This window comes from Bosea sp. AS-1, from assembly GCF_002220095.1.
Taxonomy (GTDB): domain Bacteria; phylum Pseudomonadota; class Alphaproteobacteria; order Rhizobiales; family Beijerinckiaceae; genus Allobosea.
In genome coordinates, this window is the sequence record NZ_CP022372.1 from 4,383,566 (window position 1) to 4,404,707 (window position 21,142).

Below are 21,142 nucleotides of genomic sequence, written 5' to 3' on the forward strand. Positions count from 1 at the left end.
CTCTAGGCTGAGCCGCTTCAGCAGCGGCGATCACGCCGCCATCGTAGCAAGCTGCCCCACCACCGCCAGTCATTCCACGCCTTCCGCCCCTGCATCCGGGACGGAGCGCTTACCTTTCCGCAGGCGAGATCAGCGCCGCGAATTCGCGCGCCAGCGTCGCGATGTCGAAACGCTCCGGCCGGTACCAGTCGGTCGAACCGTTGAGGGCGCCGAGCAGGAAATTGCGCAGCACATCGGGCGCCCGCCCGGCCGGCAGCGCACCGGCCTGCTGCAATTCGGCGATCAGCCCACGCCAGACCTCCTCATAGGCGCGGCGCACGGCGCGCACGCTGTCCGGCGCCGGCGCGGCCCCGAAGTTGAAGACCTTGATGCTGGCGGAGGTATAGTCGCCATGGCCATGCAGCGCTGCGAGATGACCGCGGATCGCCGCTTCGAGACGCTCGCGAGGCGCAGCGCCCTCCGTGGCGGCGAGCGCGGCGACGACGCCCTCGTGCACGAAGCGGACGCCATCGTTCACGACCGCCTCGACGATCTCCTCCTTCGAGGCGAAATGGTAGTAGAGGCTCGCCTTGCGGATACCGACGGCCTCGGCGATCTCGCGCAAGGTCGTCTGGTGGTACCCGCCATTGCGCAGCAGGCGCGCAGCATGGTCGAGGATCTGGCGGCGCGAACCGCCCTCGACCTGAGCCGCGCCCTTGTCCGTTGCGACGCTCACAGCCGCTTCGCCACCTCTTCGAGCATGACCTCGGTGGCGCCGCCGCCGATGGACTGCACGCGGGCATCGCGTGTCATGCGCTCGATTGCGCTCTCGCGCATATAGCCCATGCCGCCATGGAACTGCAGGCAATCATACATCACCTCGTTGACCAGCTCGCCGCAATAGGCCTTGACCATCGAGACCTCGCGGGTGGCGTCGAAGCCCTGCGCGTCGAGCCAGGCGGCGTGGTAGACGAGCTGGCGGCCGGCCTCGACCTTGCCGGCGAGCTCGGCGAGGCGCTGGCGGATCGCCTGCTTCTCCCAGAGCGGCGCGCCGAAGGCTTTTCGCGTCTTCACATAATCCAGCGTCAGATCGATGGCGGCCTGCGACTCGCCGATCGCCATAGCGCCGATCACGGTGCGCTCGTTCTGGAAATTGCTCATGATCGCATAGAAGCCGCGTCCCTCCTGGCCGAGCAGGTTCTCGGCCGGGACACGACAGTCGACGAAGGACAGTTCGGCGGTATCCGAGGAGCGCCAGCCATGCTTGTCGAGCGCGCGCGAGACCGAGAAGCCCGGCGTGCCTTTCTCGACGATGAAGATCGAGACCGATTGCGACGGCCTGCCCTGCGGGTCGGTCTTGGCGGCGACGCAGTAGAGATCGGCATGGACGCCGTTGGTGATGAACATCTTGGCGCCGTTGAGGACGTAATGATCGCCCTCGCGCCGCGCCGTGGTGCGAATGCCCTTCACGTCCGAACCGGCATCGGGCTCGGTGACGGCAACCGCGACGATCTTCTCGCCGGCGATGATGGCCGGGAGGTACTTGTCCTTCTGCGCCTTGGAGCCGGCATTGGCGATATGGACCGAGGCCATGTCGGTATGAACCAGCGCCGTGATCGCAACGCCCGAAAAGGTCGAGCGTCCCAGCTCCTCCGCCAGCACGACGGTGGCCAGCGTGTCCATTTCCGAGCCGCCATATTCCGCCGGGTAGCGGATACCGAAGAAGCCGAGATCGCCCATCTTGCGCAGCACATCGCGCGGGACGAGGCCGTCCTCCTCCCATTTCAGGGCGCGCGGCTTGATCTCGGTCTCGACGAAGCGGCGGACCTGGTCGCGCAGCGCCTCGTGCTCCTCGGTGAAATAGGGCGAGCGGCGCATGCCCTCGCCTGCAAGCGTCTCGACGGCCGACATGGCTTCCTCCCTGCTTGACCGCGGCGCCGCGATCTGACTACCTACCGGACGGTAGGTGAATGTCGCGGCGAGATCAAGACGCTCATTCTACCTGCGAACCCTCATCCTGAGGAAACGATCGCGGAAGAGGCACATGGCGCAAACCGACCCGGGCATCTCGACCACCCCTCCCCCGCTCTCCGCCATGCTGGAGACGCTGCGCCAGCGCCATGGTCTCGTCGCACAGGGCGGCGGCGAGAAGCTGCGAGCCCGCCACGAATCCCGTGGCAAGATCATGGTACGCGAGCGCATCGACCTCTTGATCGACCCGCAGACGCCCTTCCTCGAGCTTTCGCCGCTTGCGGCCTACGGGCTCTACGGCAATGAGGTGCCGGGCGCCGGCATCGTCACCGGCATCGGCATTGTGCAAGGCCGCGCCTGCATGCTGATCGCCAACGACGCGACGGTGAAGGGCGGCTCCTTCTTCGCAGAAACGGTGCGCAAGCATCTGCGCGCGCAGGAGATCGCCGAGGAGCATCGCCTGCCCTGCCTCTATCTTGTCGATTGCGGCGGCGCCTTCCTGCCGGAACAGGACCGCGTCTTCCCCGACCGCGACCATTTCGGCGGCTCCTTCTACAACCAGTGCCGGATGTCGGCATCCGGCATTCCGCAGATCTCGATCGTCTTCGGCGGCGCGACCGCCGGCGGCGCCTATATCCCGGCGCTCTCGGACCAGGTCATCATGGTAAAGGGCACCGGCCGTATCCATCTCGGCGGCCCGCCGATCGTGAAGGCGGCGGTGCACGAGATCGTCGACGGCGAGACACTGGGCGGGGCCGAGATGCACACGCTCGTCTCTGGGGTCAGCGACCATCTCGTCGAAACGGAGATGGAGGGGCTCGCGAAGCTGCGCGAGATCGTCGGGGCAATCGGCGAGATCGGCCGCATCGCGCCGCCGCCGCAGGCTCCCGCCGCGCCGAAATTCGACCCGGCCGAGCTCGTCGATACCGTGCCGACCGATCTACGCCGACCGTATGATGTGCGCGACGTGATCGCGCGGATGGTCGACGACAGCACCTTCCATGCCTTCAAGCCCGATTACGGCGCGACGCTCGTCACCGGTTTCGCCCATATCCATGGCTATCCGGTCGGCATCCTCGCCAATAACGGCGTGTTGTTCTCGGAAAGCGCAATCAAGGGCGCGCATTTCATCGAGCTCTGCGACCAGCGCCAGATCCCGCTGCTGTTCCTGCAGAACATCACCGGCTTCATGGTCGGCACAGAGGCCGAGCGCGGCGGCATCGCCAAGCATTCGGCCAAGCTCGTCTACGCCGTCTCGAATGCGCGGGTGCCGAAATACACCGTACTGATCGGCGGCTCCTATGGGGCCGGCAATTACGGCATGTGCGGACGCGGCTTCCGCCCGCGCTTCCTGTTCTCCTGGCCCAATGCCCGGATCGCGACGATGAGCCCGGAGGTTGCCGCGACCGTGGTGACGGAGCTGCGCCGGCAGTCGCTCAAGGGGGCGGCCGACGAAGCCGCCATCGCCGAACTCGACCGGCGCACCCGGGCCCAGTTCGAGGAGCAGAGCGATCCCTATTACGCCACGGCCCGACTCTGGGACGACGGCATCATCGAACCGGCCCAGACGCGCGACGTGATAGGCCTCTGTCTTGCGCTCTCGGCCGGCGAGGCACGCGACACCGGCCCGCGGCCGGTCTACCGGATGTGAGCGGCGCCATGTTCGACACCCTCCTCATCGCCAATCGCGGCGAAATCGCCTGCCGCATCATCCGCACCTGCCGCAAGCTCGGCATCCGCACCGTCGCGGTCTACTCGGAGGCCGACAAGGATGCGCTGCATGTCCGGCTCGCCGATGTCGCCGTCCCTATCGGGCCCGCACCGGCGCGCGAGTCCTATCTGCGTGCGGACCGCATCATCGACGCCGCGCTGAAGACCGGCGCGCAGGCGATCCATCCGGGATACGGCTTCCTGTCGGAGCGGCTCGACCTGATCGCCGCCTGCGAGGCGAACGGCATCGCCTTCGTCGGCCCCTCCGCCAACGCCATCGAAGCGATGGGCGACAAGATCCGCTCCAAGAAGATCGCGCGGGAGGCCGGGGTTCCGGGCGTGCCGGGCTATGACGGCGCCGACCAGGCGTCGGAGACGCTGAAGCGCGAAGCGCTGCGCATCGGCCTGCCGGTCATGGTCAAGGCCTCGGCCGGCGGCGGCGGCAAGGGCATCCGCAAGGTCGAGAGGGAAGCCGATCTCGACTCGGCGATAGCGACCGCCAGCCGCGAGGCCGAGGCCGCCTTCGGCGATGGGCGATTGCTGATCGAGAAATTCGTGACGCGGCCACGCCATGTCGAGGTGCAGATCGCCGGCGACAGGCACGGCAACATCGTCCACCTCTTCGAACGCGACTGCTCGGTCCAGCGCTCGAACCAGAAACTGCTGGAGGAAGCGCCGGCGCCGAACCTCAAGCCGGAAGCCCGCGCCGCCCTGCACGCGCATGCTCTGAAGCTGTCCCGCGCCATCGCCTACGACAATCTCGGCACGGTCGAATTCCTCGTCGATGCGACCACGCAGGACGTGTTCTTCCTCGAGATGAACACGCGGCTCCAGGTCGAGCATCCCGTGACGGAAGCGATCACTGGCCTAGATCTGGTCGAATGGCAGATCCGCATCGCGGCCGGCGAAAGGCTGCCGCGCCGGCAGGAGGAGATCTCCTGCACAGGCCACGCCATCGAGGCGCGGCTGACGGCGGAACGGGCCGAGGAGGGCTTCCGGCCCGATACCGGCAGCATCGTGCTCTGGCGCGAGCCCGAGGGCCTGCGCGTCGACAGTGGCGTCGCGACCGGCAGCAGCGTCTCGCCCTTCTACGATTCGATGCTGGCCAAGATCATCGCTTATGGCCCCGACCGGGATGTCGCGCGGATGCGCCTTGCGGACGGGCTCGAGCGCATGACGGTGCTCGGCCCGGCGACGATCCGGCCCTTCCTGATCGATGCGCTGCGCGAGCCGGTCTTCGCGCGCGGCGAGGCGACGACCCTGTTCATCGGCGAGACCTGGCCCGGCGGCTGGCAGCCGCGCGCCGCAGTCGCGCAGGAGCGTGACGCCCTCGCGGCGGCGATCTGGCTCGCCGGCATCAAGCCGACCGCCGCCGGACCTTGGGGGACGCTGACTGATTTCAGAGTGCTCGGAACCGCTGGCAAACCCGGTACGAGCCATCTCGCATTGACCCATGCCGACCAGACCAACCGGATCAAAGTCGAAAGCCGGGACCATGCCTTCCGCGTCGTGGCGATGGATGGTGAAGCGGAGGTCTTGGTTTTCGCCGGGACGGACCCGACGCGCTGGCCAGTATTGCTCGACGGTCGGCGGCTGACGGTGGACGCGGTGCGCGACGAGACCGGCGTCCATCTGCGCTGGGGCGCTTTCGAGGGCCGAATCGCGGTCGCCCTGACGGTCGTTGCGGAAGCAGCCGCGCGCGAGGCCGCCGGCAGCGCCGGCGATTCCGTGCGCGCTACCATGCCCGGCACCATCGCCGCCATCCATGTGCAGGAGGGCGACAGCGTGGTGGCCGGACAGGTCGTCGCGGTGCTCGAATCGATGAAGCTCTTCATGGATCTGAAGAGCCCGACGGCAGGAACGGTGGCGCGGGTAGCTGCCAAGCCGGGGGCGACGGCGGCCGCGGGCGAGCTCCTGATCGCGATCACCCCCGCCTGAGGGCGCGAGAGGAGGAAGGTCCAGCCTCCCTCCTCCGAAAGGCCACTCAGTTGCAGCCGCAGCCGTGGCCGAGGCCGCCGAGCAGACCGCCGACGAGGCCGTTCTTGCTGACGATCGCCTTGACCGGCGCGGTGATGCCGAGCTTGTTGCCGTTCGCGATCGGGCTTCCGCTCAGCACGCTGACATTGTTGAGCGCGTTGACCCGCACCCCGGAGACGGCCGCCGTCACGGGGGCCAGCACGCCGCCGAGCAGGGAACCGCCACGGCCGCCGGCCATCGCAGGCGAAACCGCAGAAACTGCAACCACAGCGAGTACAAACGCATACTTCATGTCACTCTCCCCAGTTATCGCTCCGGGCATCGAAGCGGTAAAACACGTATAGGTTGCAATTTATCGAAGAGACAACCTTATCCAATCGTTAACCATACTTGCTATCGTTAACGGGACCGCCAGCGCGAACTAACCAATACTTTTTTCTTTATACTTCAATCTTGGCGAATATTTATTCAGATAATTTTGGTAATTCATCAAAAATATACCAACCGTTAAGCATAAAATTCTACTGTCGCCACAGAACAGGCGGCATCATGAAAAATATTGTCTCCCTTTCGATTTCACTGATCCTTCTGGCGAGCGCCAGAACGACCTCGAATGCGGAGGATCATCAGAAAACCGCGGAGACTTCCATTGCAGTCATCGGGCTGAAGGGCGGCTTCGACAGCAATCCATCGGGGGTCGCGGGGGAAAAGGGCAGCCCTGTCGGCACCGTCTATGCAACCTGGGATTATCTCCGCGGCACGATCCAGGATGGATACGGACTCAACCTGACGTTGGTGGAGACACAATACGACCCGCGCAACCTCGCTGCCGCTCGCGGCCATTCCTTGACCCTGAAGCACGGCATCACCCTGGGAGAAGCGACAGTGATCCAGTCCTCGCTTTCCGCCGCCGACGAACAGACCTGGTCACGCCGCAAGAGCAGCCTCGCCTGGCGCGAGCGCATCGACCATGCTCTCGGCCCGTTTCGCCTGTTCGCCAGCGGGGAAGCGCGCATCACGGCCCTGAACGAGCGCAACGTCTTCAACCTCGGCGATTTCCTGCCGTGGAACGAGAATTTCGCAACACTTTCGGGAACGACGGGCGTCGCCTGGAAGAGTGGACAGACCGAGATCGGGGTCTCGTTCAGCGCGGCGCAAGTGCGCTTCGTCGACGGGGTGGACTATATCGGCTTCCGCCGCGACCATTACCGGCTACAGCCGAACCTGTTCTTCTCGACCATGCTCGGCGACGCCACGCTGGAGGGCTCGCTATCGCCGTTCCGGGCGGCGTTCCCGGACAAGGAGTTCGAGACCGTCGACAGCCTGCTTTACACAGCGAAACTCAAGCTGCCCTGGCGAAGCTTCGCGCTCGAACTGGGCTCGAACCGCTCGGTGGAGGATACGACACTTCCCTTCACGGTCATCGATCTGGTGACGAGCCATGAGGCGAAGGTGACGGCGAAGATCGACGAGCGCAATGCGGTGAGCCTGATCGCCCGGCGCAAGACCGACGACTATGTCGGCCTCGATGCCCGCTCCGACCAGAAGAGCATCGGTCTCGAATATCAGCGCGCCTTGGGAGACGGCCTTCTCGCGACCGCTTCCGGGAGCTGGCGCAGGACGAAGGAGACCGGGTTGGCACCGGTCGATTCCTTCAACCTGCTGCTCGGATTTCAGAAGCAGATCGATTTGAGCCGCGGCCTGCCCGCCGGCTCAAATGGGCAGCCGACCCAAAAGGATGGCTAGAGCACCCCGATGCCATTGCGCCCGAACTGGCGCGCGCCAACACTTCCGTAGCAGTCGCCGCCTCTTTTCCGCCGCTTTCCGATCAGCCCTTGTTCAGCTCCGCGCGACCAGAGTCGACCCATGACTTCGCCCTGGCACTCCCCGGGCGGAACAGCGGAAAGGAAGCGCCATGTCGCCTCACAAGCTCGTCCTGCCAGCCATGCTCGGCGCTCTGCTGCTCTCCGCCTTCCCGGCCGGGGCGCAGTATTACGACCCCTATCGGCGGCCGCCTCCGTCCTATGACGACGAATACGAGCGGCCGGCGCCGCCTTATGGCTACGGCTACGGCCGGCGCTACTATCGCCCGGCCTATGGCAATGTCTGCGTGACCGGCCGCGGCGATTGCCCGACTCCGGCGCTGCCCTACGGCTCGAACTGCGGCTGCTACATCCCCGGCTTCGGCAACAAGCGCGGCATCGTGCAGTAGCGGCAGCCTCCGTCAGGCCACGCGACTGCTTTCGACGCCGAGATAGCAGATGCCCTCACCCGGCTTCGCCTTGGGATTGGGGAAGATGATGAAGCCGTCGCGCGGCATCGTCACGACCGTGCCGTCCGCGCGGCGGGCGATCGGCGTGCCCTTGGCGACGCGGTCCCCTGTCTTCCACGTACCCTCGACGCGATCGCCCTCCGCCTCGCAGATGACGAGATCGTCCATGTGGACGACGGTGCGCTTCTCCGGGGCGGGCGCGGCCTCATCGGTCAACCCGAGATGGGCGAGCACGTTGCGGATCGCCCGGTAACCGACCTCGACGGAAGCCGGGTCTTCGTGGCGGCCGCATTCGAGCGTCACGCCATAACCGCCGGCGAAACGCATATATTCGGTGGTGCCGAAGCCTTCGGTCACGGCGAGCCGCGGCAGGTTCAGGCGCTCGCGCGCCGCGATCAGGCGTACATAGATGTCGAGCCAGCCATGGATCATCAGGTCGACGCCGAGGCAGCCCGCGAAGGCGATCTCGGCGGCGGCATGGCGGAACGGTTCGAGCTCGCCGCGATTGTCTTCCGGCCCGAAGAAGACGAAGGGCACACCCTCCCCCGTAAAGGAATGAACGTCGAGCAGCATGTCGTGCTGATGCAGAAGGGCCGTCAGCCGGTTGCCGATCCGGTCCTCGTTGTCGACCGGCTGTGGCCGCACGCGCAGGTCACGGTTCAGGTTGCGGTCCCCTTCGCGCGTGTTCTGGCGATAGGCCTTGGGGTTGGCGACGGGCAGGAAGGTGATCTCGCCGCGCTGGATCGAGACGCGACCGGCGCGGCAGTCCTCGATCACGCGCGCGATGGCGTTGGGCCCGCAGGTCTCGTTGCCGTGGACGGCACCGAAGACGAGAAGCTTCGGCCCCGCCTTCAGCCCGTGGAAGCGGATGGTCTCGAGCGGCGGGTCGATCAGGTCTGGCGTGGTCATCGTCTTATCTGTCAGGCTTTGCGTAGCTGGGAGTGAGGGTCGAGGATGTCGCGGAGGCCGTCGCCCAGCAGGTTGAGGCCGAGCACAGTGAGGAAGATCGCCAATCCCGGGAAGATCGAGATCCAGGGAGCGGTCGAGATCTGGTCGCGCGCATCGGAGAGCATCGAGCCCCAGCTCGGGAAGGGCGGGCGGATGCCAAGCCCCAGGAAGGAAAGCGAGGCTTCCGCCAGCACGGCGCCGCCCATGCCGAGCGTGCCGATGACGATGATCGGGCCGGCGATGTTAGGCAGGATCTGCGTCACCATGATGCGGAAGGTGCCATAGCCGAGCGAGCGCGCCGCCTCGACATAGCCGAGCGATTTGACCGAGAGCGCCGCCGCCCGCGTCAACCGGCAGGTGAAGGACCAGTTGGTGAGGCCGAGCGCGATCAGAAGACTGGTCAGGCCCGGATTGAGGATCGCCATGATCGCCAGCGCGAAGACCAGCGAAGGGATCGCCAGCATCATGTTGGTGAGGCCGTTGACGAAATCATCCCACCAGCCGCCCCAATAGGCGGCGGACAGCCCGAGCGCCACGCCGATCATCGTGTTGATCAGCTGCGAGACGATGCCGACCGTCAGCGAAATGCGGGCACCGTAGAGCACGCGGCTGTAGATGTCGCGGCCCTGCGCATCGGTGCCGAACCAGAATTCGGAGCCCGGCGGGATTTCGGCATTCATCAGGTTGGCGTCCATGACCGGGTCGGTATGGGCAAACCAGGGAGCGAAGATACCGCCTGCGACGACGAGCGCGAAGCAGAGGCCCCCGATCCAGAGATTGGCGCGGAACTTCATGGGCGGACCTAGCTGTACTTGATGCGCGGATCGACGACGGCACAGAGCACATCGACCGCGATGTTCACGACGAGGAAGAAGAGCACGATCGTCAGGATGCAACCCTGCACGACCGGGATGTCGCGCCAGGTGACGCTGTCGACCAGAAGCGAGCCCAATCCCGGCCAGGCAAAAAGCTTCTCGACGACGACCGCCTGTCCGAGGACGGAACCGAACTGCAGACCCAGCGTGGTCAGCACGATGACGAGCGCGTTGCGCGCAACATGCCAGCGCATCACCCGATAGGAGCCGGCACCCTTGGCGCGAGCCGTGCGGACGAAATCGGCATGCATCACCTCCAGCACCGCGGCGCGCGCCGTACGCGCCAGCAGGGCGAGCGGTGCCACGCCCAGCGCGATTGCCGGCAGCACGATGTAGCGCGGATCGCCGTCGCCATAGCCGAAACTCGGGAACCAGCCGAGCGTCAGCGCGAAGGCATACATCAGCAGCAGGCCCAGCCAGAAGAGCGGCAGCGACAGCCCCGAGACGGCGAAAACCATCGAGAGCATGTCGAGCCAGCTCCCCGGTTTCAGCGCGGCCAGGAAGCCGAGCGGCACGCCGATGACGATGGCGAAGAACATCGCCGCGATCGCGAGCTGAAGGCTCGGCCAGAGCCGTTCTCCGATCACGCCGGTCACCGGTTGGCGGGTGCGGAAGGAATCGCCCAGATCGAAAGTCGCGAGCCCTCCGACATATTTGGCGAAGCGCAGCGGCAGCGGGTCGTTGAGGCCGAACTGCTCGTTCATGCGCGCGATGGTCTCGGCGTCGATATTGCTGCGCCCGTCGGCCATCTGGCTCGTGGCGAAATTACCCGGAATGACGCTGAACAGCACGAAGATCAGCGCCGCAACCGCCAACAGGATCGGGATCGCCTGCAGCAGGCGGCGCGAAACATAAGGCAACATGAGGGGACCTCCTGACCGCCGCTGCGCGGGGCGCCATCGCTGGCGCTCGGATGCGGACAAGCTCCTGCCGCCGCGCCGAGGCGCGGCGGCAGGAGCTCAGGGCGCTTTACTTCGCCGCGGGCGAGGAGGCGTCGACCCAGAGGTCCTCATAGCGCTGGAGCGCGAGCTCCGTCGCGTTCGGCTGGAGGCCATGCAGCCAAGGCTGATAGGCCATGACCGCCTTGTTGTAGTTGAAGAACCAGACCGGCGCCTCTTCCTGCAGCAGGGCGTTGGCCTTCTTCAGGAGCTCGAGCTGCTTGGCCGCATCGGTCTCGGCCGAGGCCGCATCGATCAGCTTGTCGTAATCCGCGTTCTTGAAGGTGGTGTAGTTGCAGGAGGAGCGCGGCGTCGCGGAGTGGAAGCACTTCAGCGCCGTCAGCGAATCCGGGCCGGAGGTGTTCGACCAGATATAGGCCTGGAAATCACCGCCGACGATGACACCACCCAGAGCCGAGGTCTCGACCGGCTTGACCTTCACCTTGATGCCGACCTTGGCGAGCATCGGGATCGTCGCCTCGACGATCGGGATGCCCCAGCTCTCGTTCGGCGTCGCCGTCCATTCGAACTCGAAGCCGTCCGGATAGCCGGCCTCGGCCAGCAGCTTCTTGGCCTTCTCCGGATCATAGGCGTAGGGCTTGGCGCCCTTGTCGAATGCCGGCGAGGACAGCGGCAGCCAGCTCACCGCGCGATAAGCCTTGTCGCGAACGAGGCGCTTGATGATCAGATCGCTGTCGATGGCGTAGTTGATCGCCTGGCGCACGCGCTTGTCGGAGAAAGGCTTGAAGGTCGGGTTCATGCCCATGTTGCGGGTGAAGACCTCGGCAACCTCGAGCAGGCCCTTCGACAGGTTCGGATCGGCCTTGTAGGCGACATACTGGGTCGAGCCCAGGATCGAAACGTCGATCTCCTTGTTGCGGAAGGCGACGTCGCGCGCGGCAGCCTCACCCATCGGCGAGATGACGAGCTTGTCGGCATAGGGCTTGCCGGCCTGATAGTACTTGTCCCAGCGCTCGAAGACCATGCGCGAGCCGGGGACGTGCTCGACGAACTTGAACGGCCCGAGACCGATCGGCTTGTTGAAGAAGTCCGGCGCCTGCGCCTCCTTGGCCGGCAGGATCGCCGTCGTCGCGCTGAACAGGAAGTAGCCGGGGTCGGCCTTGTCCGTCAGCGTCATCTCCAGCGTGAAATCGTCGATCTTCTTGAGGCCGGAGATCTCCTTGGCCGTCCCCTTCTGGACATCGGTGGCACCAACGATGCGGGCGATATAGCGCGCGCCCGGATAGTTTTTCGCCCCGTCCATGATGCGGGTGTAGGACCAGATGATATCGTCGGCCGTCATCTTGCGGCCGTTGTGGAAGAGCGCGTCGTCGCGCAGCTTGAAGGTGTAGGTCTTGCCATCCGGCGAGACCGTCACGCTCTTGGCGAGATCGAGCGCCGGCTTGCCGTTCTTCGCATCCCACTTGTAGAGCATGCTGTGCAGCGCATAGCCGTAGATCTCGTCCTGGATCTGGTTCGAGACGTGGCTGTCATTGCTGACGAAGGACGCGCCATAGGGCGCCGTGAAGCGGATCGTTCCGCCGTGGCGCGGCTCCTGGGCCTGCGCCGAGAGGGTAAAGGCCGCCAGCGTCAACGCGGTGGCAAAGGCAAATTTCTTCAACAACACGATGTCTCCTCCCATTTTTATCGGCTCCGGCTGATCCGGAGTTGTTTGCTTCCAAGTGGAACCATAACGGCTTTGCCGCGCTTGTCTTCCCCCGCGCGGTCAAATCCACCAGAGCAGCTCCGCAAATCAGAAGATTGCGGAGCTACTTCGGATTTTTTTCGCATTTTCTTCGCGAAAACCGATCTCGCGCGCTCGAAAATGCCCCAACTCATGCACCTCGCTCGTAAACGACCTCGCCGCCGAGGATGGTGAGATCGCAGCGAGTGTCCTTGAGGATATCGGCGGGATCGGCCGTCAGCAGGTCACGCGAGAACACTGCCACATCAGCCAGGAAGCCGGGGGCAAGCCGCCCCTTCACCTTCTCCTGCTTCTGCGAGAAGGCTCCGAATTCGGTATAGGCCTGCAACGCCTCCTCGATCGAGACGCATTGCGCAGCATCCATCACCGTGCCCTTCCAGGTCTCACGCGTCAGCATGGTGTGGAAATTCGGGAAGGGGTTGGGATCGCAGACCGGCGCGTCGCTGCCCGTCGCCGGCTTCAGGCCGAGATCGAACCAGGTGCGGAAGGGATAGCTCGGCAACGCGCGTTCGGGCCCCAGCACCTTGACATAGGCATCGCCGAAATCATGGATGAAGACCTGCTGCGGGCAGGGATAGATGCCGGCCTTGACCATGCGCTCGTGCTGCTCGGGGGTCGAGAAGCCGCAATGCTCGATGCGGTGGCGCCGGTCCGGATCCGGATAGGCGGCGAGTGCCTTCTCATAGGCCGTGATCAGTTGCTCGATCGCGGCATCGCCGATGGCGTGGCAGGCGAGCTGGTAGCCCTTCTTGTGGGCGTCGAGCACCATGCGCTCGAGCTCGGCGTCCTCCCACATCCAGACGCCGGTGGTCTTGTCCTCGCCGAGATAGGGCTCGGTCATCCAGGCGGTGCGCCCGCCGGCCGAGCCGTCGAGGAAGAGCTTGACCGCGCCGACCATCAGCATGTCGTCGCCGGTGCCGGAGATCAGCCCGGCCTCGTAGCATTGCGGCACGATCGAGCGGCCATCGTCGCCCAGCAGGGTCAGCCAGGTGCGGACCGGCAGGCGCCCGTCGCGCTTGGCGCGATGATAGGCCGCGATCTCGCCGAAGCCGCCCTTCTGGCCGACAGCGGCATCCATGCAGCTGGTGATGCCGAGCGAGAGCAGGTAACGGCCACCGCGCTCGATACCGGCGATGATGTCCTCCTCGCTCGCAGCCGGGATCGCCGCCTGGACAGGGGCGCGGGCATTCTCGGCGAGGAGGCCGGTGAGACGGCCATTCTCCTGCTCGATCAGGCCGCCCTGCGGCGTCGGGGATTTTTCGTCGATGCCACCGAGACGGAGCGCTTCGGAATTGCAGATCGCGATATGGCCGCAGGTGCGCACCAGCATGACCGGGTTGTTCGGCGCCGCCCGGTCGAGTTCCTCGCGATAGGGATGGCGGCCGACATCGAGCTTGGTCTGGTCATAGCCGCGCGAGAGGATCCACTCACCCGGCTTGGACCGCGCGGCGCGGGCCGCGATGGCCTCGAGCAGCGTTTCCAGCGTCGGTGCGGCCTCGGGCTTGGAATCGACCCAGCCCATGGTCATGCCGAGCGAGACGAGATGCAGGTGCGAGTCGTTGAGGCCCGGCGTCGCGAGCCGGCCCTTCAGGTCGATCACGCGAGTCTTCGGACCGATCAGCAGTTTGATCTCCGCATCGCTCCCCGCCGACAGAACCTTGTCCCGGAAGATCGCGAGCGCCTCGACGACGCCTTCCTCGCGCCCGCACCAGATCGGCCCATTGCGCAAAACGATATCGGCCTGCACTGCCATGGCTCTCTCCTGAATTCCTGTCGTCTTCGCCAACCTTCGCGGACCGGCGGTCAGATGTCGTCGAGCGGGAAGATCGGGCGGCGCACTTTCTTGTACGGCCGTTCCTTGAAATTGCGGGTCGAGAGCGCGCCGGTGTCGACCTCGAGCACCTCACGCGCGATCGGCTCGAAGGCGGCCCGGAAATGCTGCATCGACTTGACGATCACGGTCGATTTCCGGGTCGGATCGACGCCGAGCGAGGTGAACTGAGCGAGATCCGTCGCCTGGCCGTTATGGGTGATGACGATGATCTCGACATCGTCGACGCGCAGCAGGGCCGAGAGCCCGTAATTGCGCCAGGTGCCGCCGCCCATCGGACCGTAGCAGATGAAACGTCCATCGGTCAGCGCCACGACATGGGCGTCGAGATCGAGCGGTCCGCCGCCCATCGTCGGATCGACCTTGCCACCGAGCTTCAGCCTGACCCGATTGCCGACGCCGGCAGCCTGCGCCGCGAGCGCGGCTTCGGGGTCGCAGATCGCATGGAAGCCGACATTCTTCAGCTTCGCCGCCAGCACGGCACGCAGCAGATTGGTGGCGTCGCCATAGGCGCCGGAACCAGGGTTGTCCGAATAGTCGGAGATCACCAGCGGCCTGGCGCCGGGCTTGCCGGCATCGGCCTCGCCGGCCTTGGCACGCATGATGGCTTCGGCCAGCGGCGTGAAATGGATGGAGGAGAAGCGGCGCTGCTCCCAGGCATAATCCATCAGCTCCTCGGCGATGGCCTGAGCCTTGCCGCGGTCGTCGGCGGTGACCGCGATGGAGGGGCCGATGTCGTGAACGTCGGCCGAGGAGAAGCCGGCCTGGACGCTGACGACCAGTGCGTCGCCGGAAGCCTCCAGCGCATCGCCGCGACGCAGCAACTCCAGGAAGGGCGGCGAGGTCGTGCGCCCACCGTCCAGCGCATAGAGGATCGGACGGCGGGCGAGCGCGACCCTGGGCTTGATCTCGCCCTTCATGGCGCGCTCCAAGAGCTCGGCGGCCTGCCAGGTCCGTTCGTACTGGTCGATATGCGGATAGGTCCGGTAGGAGATCAACGCGTTGGCATTATCGGCCATGAGTTGCGTCACGGTGGCGTGCAGATCGAGCACCGCGACGACCGGAATGTCCGGGCCGATGCGCTTGCGCAGCCGCGCCAGCAATTCGCCTTCGCCATCATCGGAGCTTTCCGTCGCCATCGCGCCGTGCAGATGCAGCAGCACGCCATCGACGCCGTCGGCCGCGCCGACGATGTGCCCCGCGAAGACATCGAAGGCGGCATCGGTGACGCGTCCCGAGGGGTTGGCGCCGGTCACCAGCGGATGGACAAGGTTCCAGCCGAATTTGTCGGCAGCCTCGAAGGCAGCCCCCATAGAGGTGCGGGTGCCGCGGAAAGCCTGCGGGATTTCGTTGCCGAGATAGGCTCCGTGGGCCCGAAACGTGGCCTCGTCCGTGAGCTGAACACTGAAGGTGTTCGTCTCATGCATGAATTCGGCAATCAGCACACGCGGCACGATCGTCTCCCCTTAGCGCATCGTTCAATTTTTTTGACAGTTTTGGCGAGATGCACGCGACCTTGCCACTGATTTTCGTGCATGCATCCCCAGAAACCAGCGCGCTTGTCGAAACGTGGTGAATATGCTCGACGATGGCGCCAGGCTGGAAAGCGATCTCCGCCTCTCGGAGAATCCAGTGCGATAACAACGGGGTAGATCACCGCCGTCTCGGTCGGGACGCATGGCGATCCGGGCGGAACCAATTGGCCCGGTCGCGCATTCTCCGCAGCGGATGTCTGCGAGCTCTCGCCATGCCGGTCTCCCCACACGCTAGCCGCCCACCCGCTCAGACGCGACTGCGGCGCGTTTCGTCTGACGAACTCACGATCCGCCGCATCCGCCACGGCCGCTCCTTCGGCTACCGGGATGCTGAAGGCGAGAAGATCACCGACCAGGCAACTCTGGCCCGCATCCGCTCGCTCGCGATTCCGCCGGCCTATGACGATGTTCGCATCGCCGCCGATCCGCGCGCCCATCTGCAGGCCGTCGGCCATGACGAAGCCGGCCGCATCCAGCATCGCTACCATCCGGATTGGGAGAAGGTGCGAGAACGCCGCAAGCTCAAGCGGCTGGCCCGGCTGATCGCGGTGCTGCCGCGGTTGCGGACGCAAATCGCCAAGGATTTGCGCGGGCGCTTGCTCGGCCGTGACAAGGCCCTCGCCTGCGCGGCCGCCATTATCGACCGCTGCCATATCCGCGTCGGCAATGAAACCTATGCCAAGGCCAATGGAAGTCACGGCGCCTCGACCTTGCTGAAGCGACATGTCGACATCACAGGCACGCGGGTCGCACTGCATTTTCGCGGCAAGAGCAGTCAGGACGTCGCCTGCACCATCGAGGACGCAGCCCTGGCACGCGCCCTCGAGCGGATCGCCAGTCTGCCCGGCCGGCGCTTGCTGCAATATCGGCGCGACGACGGCAGCGTCGCCCCTATCCGGGCTGCCGAGATCAACGACTATCTGAAGAAGGCCTGCCGCCAACCAGTCAGCAGCAAGGATCTGAGAATGCTCGCGGCCAATGCTGCCGCCGCCGAACTCCTGCTCGCCGGCGAGGAGGCCGTCAGCGAAACCGGGCGTCGGCGGCAGCTGACAGATATCATGCGCACGATCTCGGAGCGGCTCGCCAACACACCGGCCGTAGTGCGCAAGAGCTATGTCCATGCCATCCTCATCGACGCCTATGCGAGCGGGCAGCTCCAACGCAGCTACGAGAAGGTGCGCGCCACGGCCGGCTGTTCCCGGATCGAACGGGCGCTGGGCCGCCTTGCCGCCTGAGTTCGATCGAAAACCTCGGCGCGACAGACGTTTGAAGGCGCCCCCCGCCAGCGACGAGCGACGAGCTCGGACCGATGCGGCGACGTCGTCGGCTCGATCGCGATCCTGCAATTCCAAGCGAGGCCTGCTCTTGCCGTGACGGCCCTGCCCCGATGCGAACATGAGAGCAGGCTTGACAAGCCAAACGCTTAGAAAATCCTCCGAAACCAGAACAACCTGTTGAATTAGTTGATTTATTTATTTTTCAAACTTCGCGGAACCGATGTCCCTGATTCGACGTTCCCCACGCTGCAAACCTTCACGGCGGAGAGGGAGATGGACGAAGACAGGATCAAGCGGATTGCCCGCGCGATGTGCCGTGCAGCCCGGATCGACCCCGACAAGCCGGCCGGCAACAAGGGCCCCTTCACCATGTCGATGCAGGCCCCCGGACATGAGAGTCCGCAGCCGGCCTGGATGCTGTTCCGGCAGGAAGCGGCGCGTTTCGCGGCGCGTCATCGCGAGATCGCGCAGACGCTCTGACCCATCGGTAGCGGCCATCCGCAGGCATGCGGCGATGGCCATATGAGAAGGCCCGGCACTCCTCGCGGAGGCCGGGCCTTCCTGATTTCCGCTCCACCGGCAGAATCGTCTTCAGCACGCGCTACAGCGTCTTGAAGCTCGGATAATAGCCGCGGAAACTCGTTTCGAGGATTCTGGCTCCGCCGCGCTGCTTCAAGGCTTCGGCCGCCGCGATCCCGATCTGCTCCGCCTGCTCGGGCGGGCCGGCCTCCTCCGCGACGACATGCTCGGCGCCGTCGATCGACGTGACCTGGGCATGGAGCGTCAGCTCGCCCTCCTTCCACACCGCGCAGGCACCGACCGGCAGGCTGCAGCCGGCGCCCAGCGCATGCATCATCGCCCGCTCGGCTTCGACTTCGGCCCGCGCCTTCGGGCATTCGATCGCCTTCAGCACCGCGATGACGGCTTCGTCATCCGCCCGCGCCTCGAGTCCCAGCGCGCCCTGTCCCACGGCATAGGGGAACGTCATCGGGTCCAGCACCTCGGAAGAAGCTTCATTGAGCCCGAGGCGCTTCAGCCCGGCATGGGCGAGGATGACGGCATCGAGCGCATCCTCTCCACCGATCTTGGCAAGGCGCGGCCCGACATTGCCACGGATCGGCACGACGGTGACGTCGGGCCTGAGGCTCAGGATCTGCGCGCGGCGGCGCAGCGAGCCGGTGCCCACGCGCGCGCCCTGCCGCAAGGCATCCAAGGTGGTACCGCAGAGGCCGTCGCGCGGATCCTCGCGCGGCGGCACCGAGGCCAGGGTCAACCCCGCATGCAGCGTCGTCGGCAAGTCCTTCAGCGAGTGGACGACGAAATCGACCTCGCGATTGACGAGCTGCTGCTCATGCTCGACGGCGAAGACGCCGACCATGCCGAACTGATGGAACTCCGATTTGCGGTCTTTGTCGGCGATCGTCGCGATCTGGCAGAGCGTGAATTCGGCCTGCGGGAACTTGGCCTTGATCAGGCCCATGACATGGTTCGTCTGGGCCATCGCCAGCGGGCTGCGGCGCGTGCCGATCCTCAGATGCATGGGCTGAACTTTCGTCTTCCTCTTGGCCGTCGTTCCATCGATGCGCGGCGGCCGGTGTTCTACCGCGCCGCTATATCAGCCGCTCGCCCCGCTGACGAGTGTGGCTGCGCCGCTACCGGCCGGCTCAGCCTGCCGCAGTGCCCGCAAGGCTCGATCGAGCACGTCGTAGATGCGCGGCTCATGCATCTGGGCGACGTTGAAGCGCATGAATTCACCTGCGGTCTGCGCCACGCTGAAAACATTCCCGGGCGCCAGCACCACGCCCTCCGTCAGCGCGAGCCGGGAAAGCTCCGCCGGGTCGGCGCCCTGCGGCAACCGGCACCATAGATAGAAGCCGCCACGCGGCATCAGCCAAGGCCGGATGCCCAACGCCTCGAGCCGCGGCGCCACCGTGCGCCGGGCAGCCGCGAGACGGCGGCGCACCTCCTCCATATGCTTGCGATAGCCGCCGCCGGCGAGGATGTCGGCGATCAACCCGGCAGCCAGCGGGCTAGGCCCTCCGAAGCTGGTTGCGATCTGCAGGTCGACGAGCCCCTCGATCCAGTCGGGCCGCGCCGCGATGTAGCCACACCGGACAGATGCCGACAGCGTCTTGGAGAAGCTGCCGACGCGGATGACCCGGTCGAGGCCATCGAGGACCGCCAGGCGCGGCGACGGGTCGGGCTCGAAATCGGCGAAGATGTCATCCTCGACGATGGTCATGTCATAGGCCGTGGCAATGCTGAGCAGCCGATAGGCCGATTGCGGCGACAGACTGGCCCCGGTCGGATTGTGGAGCGCTGAATTGGTGATGTAGAGGCGCGGCCGCTCGGCGCTGACAAGCGCTTCGAAGGCGGCGATGCCGGGGCCGGTCGCCGTATAAGGCACGCTGAGCAGGCGCAGTTGATGGGCGCGCAGCAGGGCGCGGAAGTTGAAGTAGCAGGGGTCGTCCACCAGCACGGTGTCCCCGGGCTGGAGCAGGAAACGGCAGACGAGATCGACGGCCTGCGTCCCCGAACTCGTCAGCAGAAGCTGCTCCGACGACAATTGCAGCCCCTCCTCGCCGAAGCGTCCGAGCAGAAGCCGACGCAGCGGCAGCGAACCCCGCGTGCTTCCGTAATCGGCCAAGACCTCCTCCTCGCCGCGGGCGAGATTCCGCAGGCCGCGACGCAAGGCCTCGTTCGGCATCCAGTCGGCGGGCAGCCAGCCGCAGCCGGGCTTGAGCGCATCCGCATCCGCATCGAGCGACTGACGCGAGACCCAGAAGGGATCGACCGCCCGCGATGTGGCCGGCCGCGTCAGGCTGAGCGGCGGCAAGCCATGCCCGGTGAGATAGAATCCGGATCCGGGGCGGGCCCGTATCAATCCTTCCGCGGCGAGCCGGTCATAGGCCTCGACCACGGTCGAGGGCGATACCTTCATTACCGCTGCATAGCGGCGGATCGAGGGGAGACGGTCGCCCGGCGCGAGCTGGCGCGCGGCCGCTTTCCGCCTGATGGCATCCATGATCTCTTCGGTGCGTGTCGGCAACCGACGATCCATTTCACCTCACCGTATCAGCAACAATACCAATACAGTTTTCAAGAACCGTACGGAACTGTTTCTGTCACATGAGGTGCGATGCGCCTAGAGCCTGCCTGGAAAGCGAGGCAGAATGAGTTTTGCAGGCAAGGGCTGGGGTAGCGGTCTCCTCGGCGTGGTGATTTTCAGCGGTTCGCTGCCGGCGACGCGCGTCGCGGTGGCAGGCTTTTCGCCGCTGTTCCTGACCTCGGCCCGTGCGGTCATCGCGGCGCTGCTCGGCGGAGTCTTCCTCCTCCTGCTGCGCCAGAAGGTACCGGGGCGGGTGGACCTGTTCTCCCTCTTCGTCGTGGCGCTCGGCGTCGTCGTCGGCTTTCCCCTGCTGACGGCGCTGTCGCTGCAGCACATCACGGCGGCGCGCTCGATCGTCTTCATCGGATTGCTGCCGCTGGCGACGGCGATCTTCGGCGTGCTGCGCGGCGGCGAACGGCCCAAGCCGGCCTTCTGGCTGTTCTCGGTCCTCGGCAGCGCAACCGTCGCCGGCTTCGCGTTGCTCCATAGCGAGGGCAGCTCGCTGACAGGTGATCTGCTGATGGTCGCCGCCGTCCTGCTCTGCGGACTCGGCTATGCGGAAGGCGCGACACTCTCGCGCCGCCTCGGCGGCTGGCAGGTGATCTCCTGGGCGCTGCTGCTATCGCTGCCGGCGATGGCCCTTGTCGCTCTGCTCTACCTGCCGACGACGTGGAATGGCATCGGCACGCCGGCCTGGCTCGGCCTCGGCTATGTCTCGGTGTTCAGCATGCTGGTCGGCTTCGTGTTCTGGTATCGCGGGCTCGCACTCGGCGGCATCGCCGGCGTCGGGCAGCTCCAGCTCCTGCAACCTTTCCTCGGGCTGCTGCTGGCGGGGCTGTTGCTGCAGGAACCCGTCGCCTGGAGCATGATCGCGGCGACCGGCGTCGTGGTGCTCAGCGTCGCGGGTGCCAAGCGGTTCGCCTGACCGGTCACCGCTCCCTGGCGACGCAGCCCATCCGGCGAACCATACCGCGCGGTGAAAACCGAGGTTCGTCGCCGCGGCGGCGTCGGACCA

Annotated in this window: 18 protein-coding genes; 7 read left to right on the forward strand and 11 right to left on the reverse strand. The window is 65.8% G+C overall.

All coding sequences use genetic code 11. The features are described 5' to 3' along the window. Nucleotides 1–109: 109 nt before the first annotated feature. Both CE453_RS29500 and CE453_RS22630 read right to left on the reverse strand, forming a co-directional pair. Complete coding sequence (locus CE453_RS29500) at nucleotides 110–715, reverse strand: TetR/AcrR family transcriptional regulator (RefSeq protein WP_089176618.1); 606 nt, start codon at nucleotides 713–715, stop codon at nucleotides 110–112. Continuing rightward, nucleotides 712–1,890: an acyl-CoA dehydrogenase family protein gene (locus CE453_RS22630; RefSeq protein WP_198302183.1), complete on the reverse strand. Its 1,179-nt coding sequence runs from the start codon at nucleotides 1,888–1,890 to the stop codon at nucleotides 712–714. Before CE453_RS22630 ends, CE453_RS29500 begins: the two co-directional genes overlap by 4 nt. A 133-nt stretch (nucleotides 1,891–2,023) precedes the next feature. On the opposite strand from CE453_RS22630, the gene CE453_RS22635 reads away from it, so the two are divergent. Together CE453_RS22635 and CE453_RS22640 are read left to right on the forward strand one after the other, a co-directional pair. Further along, nucleotides 2,024–3,601, forward strand: a complete 1,578-nt coding sequence (locus CE453_RS22635; RefSeq protein WP_089176619.1) for an acyl-CoA carboxylase subunit beta — start codon at nucleotides 2,024–2,026, stop codon at nucleotides 3,599–3,601. 8 nt (nucleotides 3,602–3,609) lie between these two features. Continuing rightward, on the forward strand, nucleotides 3,610–5,598 hold the full coding sequence (locus tag CE453_RS22640) for an acetyl/propionyl/methylcrotonyl-CoA carboxylase subunit alpha (protein ID WP_089176620.1): 1,989 nt from the start codon (nucleotides 3,610–3,612) through the stop codon (nucleotides 5,596–5,598). Between the two features lie 46 nt (nucleotides 5,599–5,644). Here the strand turns inward: CE453_RS22640 and CE453_RS22645 are convergent, their stop codons facing one another. Next, nucleotides 5,645–5,929 carry a hypothetical protein gene (locus tag CE453_RS22645; RefSeq protein ID WP_089176621.1) on the reverse strand — a complete coding sequence of 95 codons (285 nt, stop codon included), beginning with the start codon at nucleotides 5,927–5,929 and terminating at the stop codon, nucleotides 5,645–5,647. A 98-nt stretch (nucleotides 5,930–6,027) separates the two neighbouring features. Between CE453_RS22645 and CE453_RS22650 the strand changes: the two genes are divergently transcribed. Together CE453_RS22650 and CE453_RS22655 are read left to right on the forward strand one after the other, a co-directional pair. Next, nucleotides 6,028–7,383, forward strand: coding sequence for a hypothetical protein (locus CE453_RS22650; RefSeq protein ID WP_157733151.1), 1,356 nt, complete (start codon nucleotides 6,028–6,030; stop codon nucleotides 7,381–7,383). A 169-nt stretch (nucleotides 7,384–7,552) separates the two neighbouring features. Continuing rightward, nucleotides 7,553–7,849 carry a hypothetical protein gene (locus CE453_RS22655; RefSeq protein WP_248307846.1) on the forward strand — a complete coding sequence of 99 codons (297 nt, stop codon included), beginning with the start codon at nucleotides 7,553–7,555 and terminating at the stop codon, nucleotides 7,847–7,849. 12 nt (nucleotides 7,850–7,861) lie between these two features. On the opposite strand, the gene CE453_RS22660 is transcribed toward CE453_RS22655, so the two are convergent. From CE453_RS22660 to CE453_RS22685, 6 genes are all read right to left on the reverse strand, one after another. Further along, nucleotides 7,862–8,818 (reverse strand): succinylglutamate desuccinylase/aspartoacylase family protein, encoded by a 957-nt coding sequence (locus CE453_RS22660; protein WP_089176623.1) that lies wholly within the window; start codon nucleotides 8,816–8,818, stop codon nucleotides 7,862–7,864. Nucleotides 8,819–8,829: 11 nt separating this feature from the next. Next, a complete protein-coding gene (locus CE453_RS22665) occupies nucleotides 8,830–9,651 on the reverse strand; it encodes an ABC transporter permease (protein ID WP_089176624.1) in 822 nt (273 codons plus the stop codon). 8 nt (nucleotides 9,652–9,659) lie between these two features. Further along, entirely contained in the window at nucleotides 9,660–10,595 is a 936-nt protein-coding gene (locus CE453_RS22670; protein WP_089176625.1) for an ABC transporter permease, read from the reverse strand. Between the two features lie 106 nt (nucleotides 10,596–10,701). After that, nucleotides 10,702–12,291, reverse strand: a complete 1,590-nt coding sequence (locus tag CE453_RS22675; RefSeq protein WP_248308152.1) for an ABC transporter substrate-binding protein — start codon at nucleotides 12,289–12,291, stop codon at nucleotides 10,702–10,704. Between the two features lie 214 nt (nucleotides 12,292–12,505). Then, nucleotides 12,506–14,128: an amidohydrolase gene (locus tag CE453_RS22680; RefSeq protein WP_089176627.1), complete on the reverse strand. Its 1,623-nt coding sequence runs from the start codon at nucleotides 14,126–14,128 to the stop codon at nucleotides 12,506–12,508. Nucleotides 14,129–14,178: 50 nt separating this feature from the next. Then, nucleotides 14,179–15,660 carry a M81 family metallopeptidase gene (locus CE453_RS22685; protein ID WP_089176628.1) on the reverse strand — a complete coding sequence of 494 codons (1,482 nt, stop codon included), beginning with the start codon at nucleotides 15,658–15,660 and terminating at the stop codon, nucleotides 14,179–14,181. 293 nt (nucleotides 15,661–15,953) lie between these two features. On the opposite strand from CE453_RS22685, the gene CE453_RS22690 reads away from it, so the two are divergent. Both CE453_RS22690 and CE453_RS22695 read left to right on the forward strand, forming a co-directional pair. Further along, a complete protein-coding gene (locus tag CE453_RS22690; RefSeq protein ID WP_089176629.1) occupies nucleotides 15,954–16,976 on the forward strand; it encodes a DNA topoisomerase IB in 1,023 nt (340 codons plus the stop codon). 315 nt (nucleotides 16,977–17,291) lie between these two features. Beyond that, nucleotides 17,292–17,498, forward strand: coding sequence for a hypothetical protein (locus CE453_RS22695; RefSeq protein ID WP_089176630.1), 207 nt, complete (start codon nucleotides 17,292–17,294; stop codon nucleotides 17,496–17,498). 121 nt (nucleotides 17,499–17,619) lie between these two features. Here the strand turns inward: CE453_RS22695 and hemC are convergent, their stop codons facing one another. Next, a complete protein-coding gene (gene hemC, locus CE453_RS22700; protein WP_089176631.1) occupies nucleotides 17,620–18,558 on the reverse strand; it encodes a hydroxymethylbilane synthase in 939 nt (312 codons plus the stop codon). A 75-nt stretch (nucleotides 18,559–18,633) separates the two neighbouring features. Continuing rightward, on the reverse strand, nucleotides 18,634–20,043 hold the full coding sequence (locus CE453_RS22705; RefSeq protein WP_472841006.1) for an aminotransferase-like domain-containing protein: 1,410 nt from the start codon (nucleotides 20,041–20,043) through the stop codon (nucleotides 18,634–18,636). 148 nt (nucleotides 20,044–20,191) lie between these two features. Between CE453_RS22705 and CE453_RS22710 the strand changes: the two genes are divergently transcribed. Beyond that, a complete protein-coding gene (locus CE453_RS22710; protein WP_089176633.1) occupies nucleotides 20,192–21,052 on the forward strand; it encodes a DMT family transporter in 861 nt (286 codons plus the stop codon). The last annotated feature ends 90 nt before the right edge of the window (nucleotides 21,053–21,142 follow it).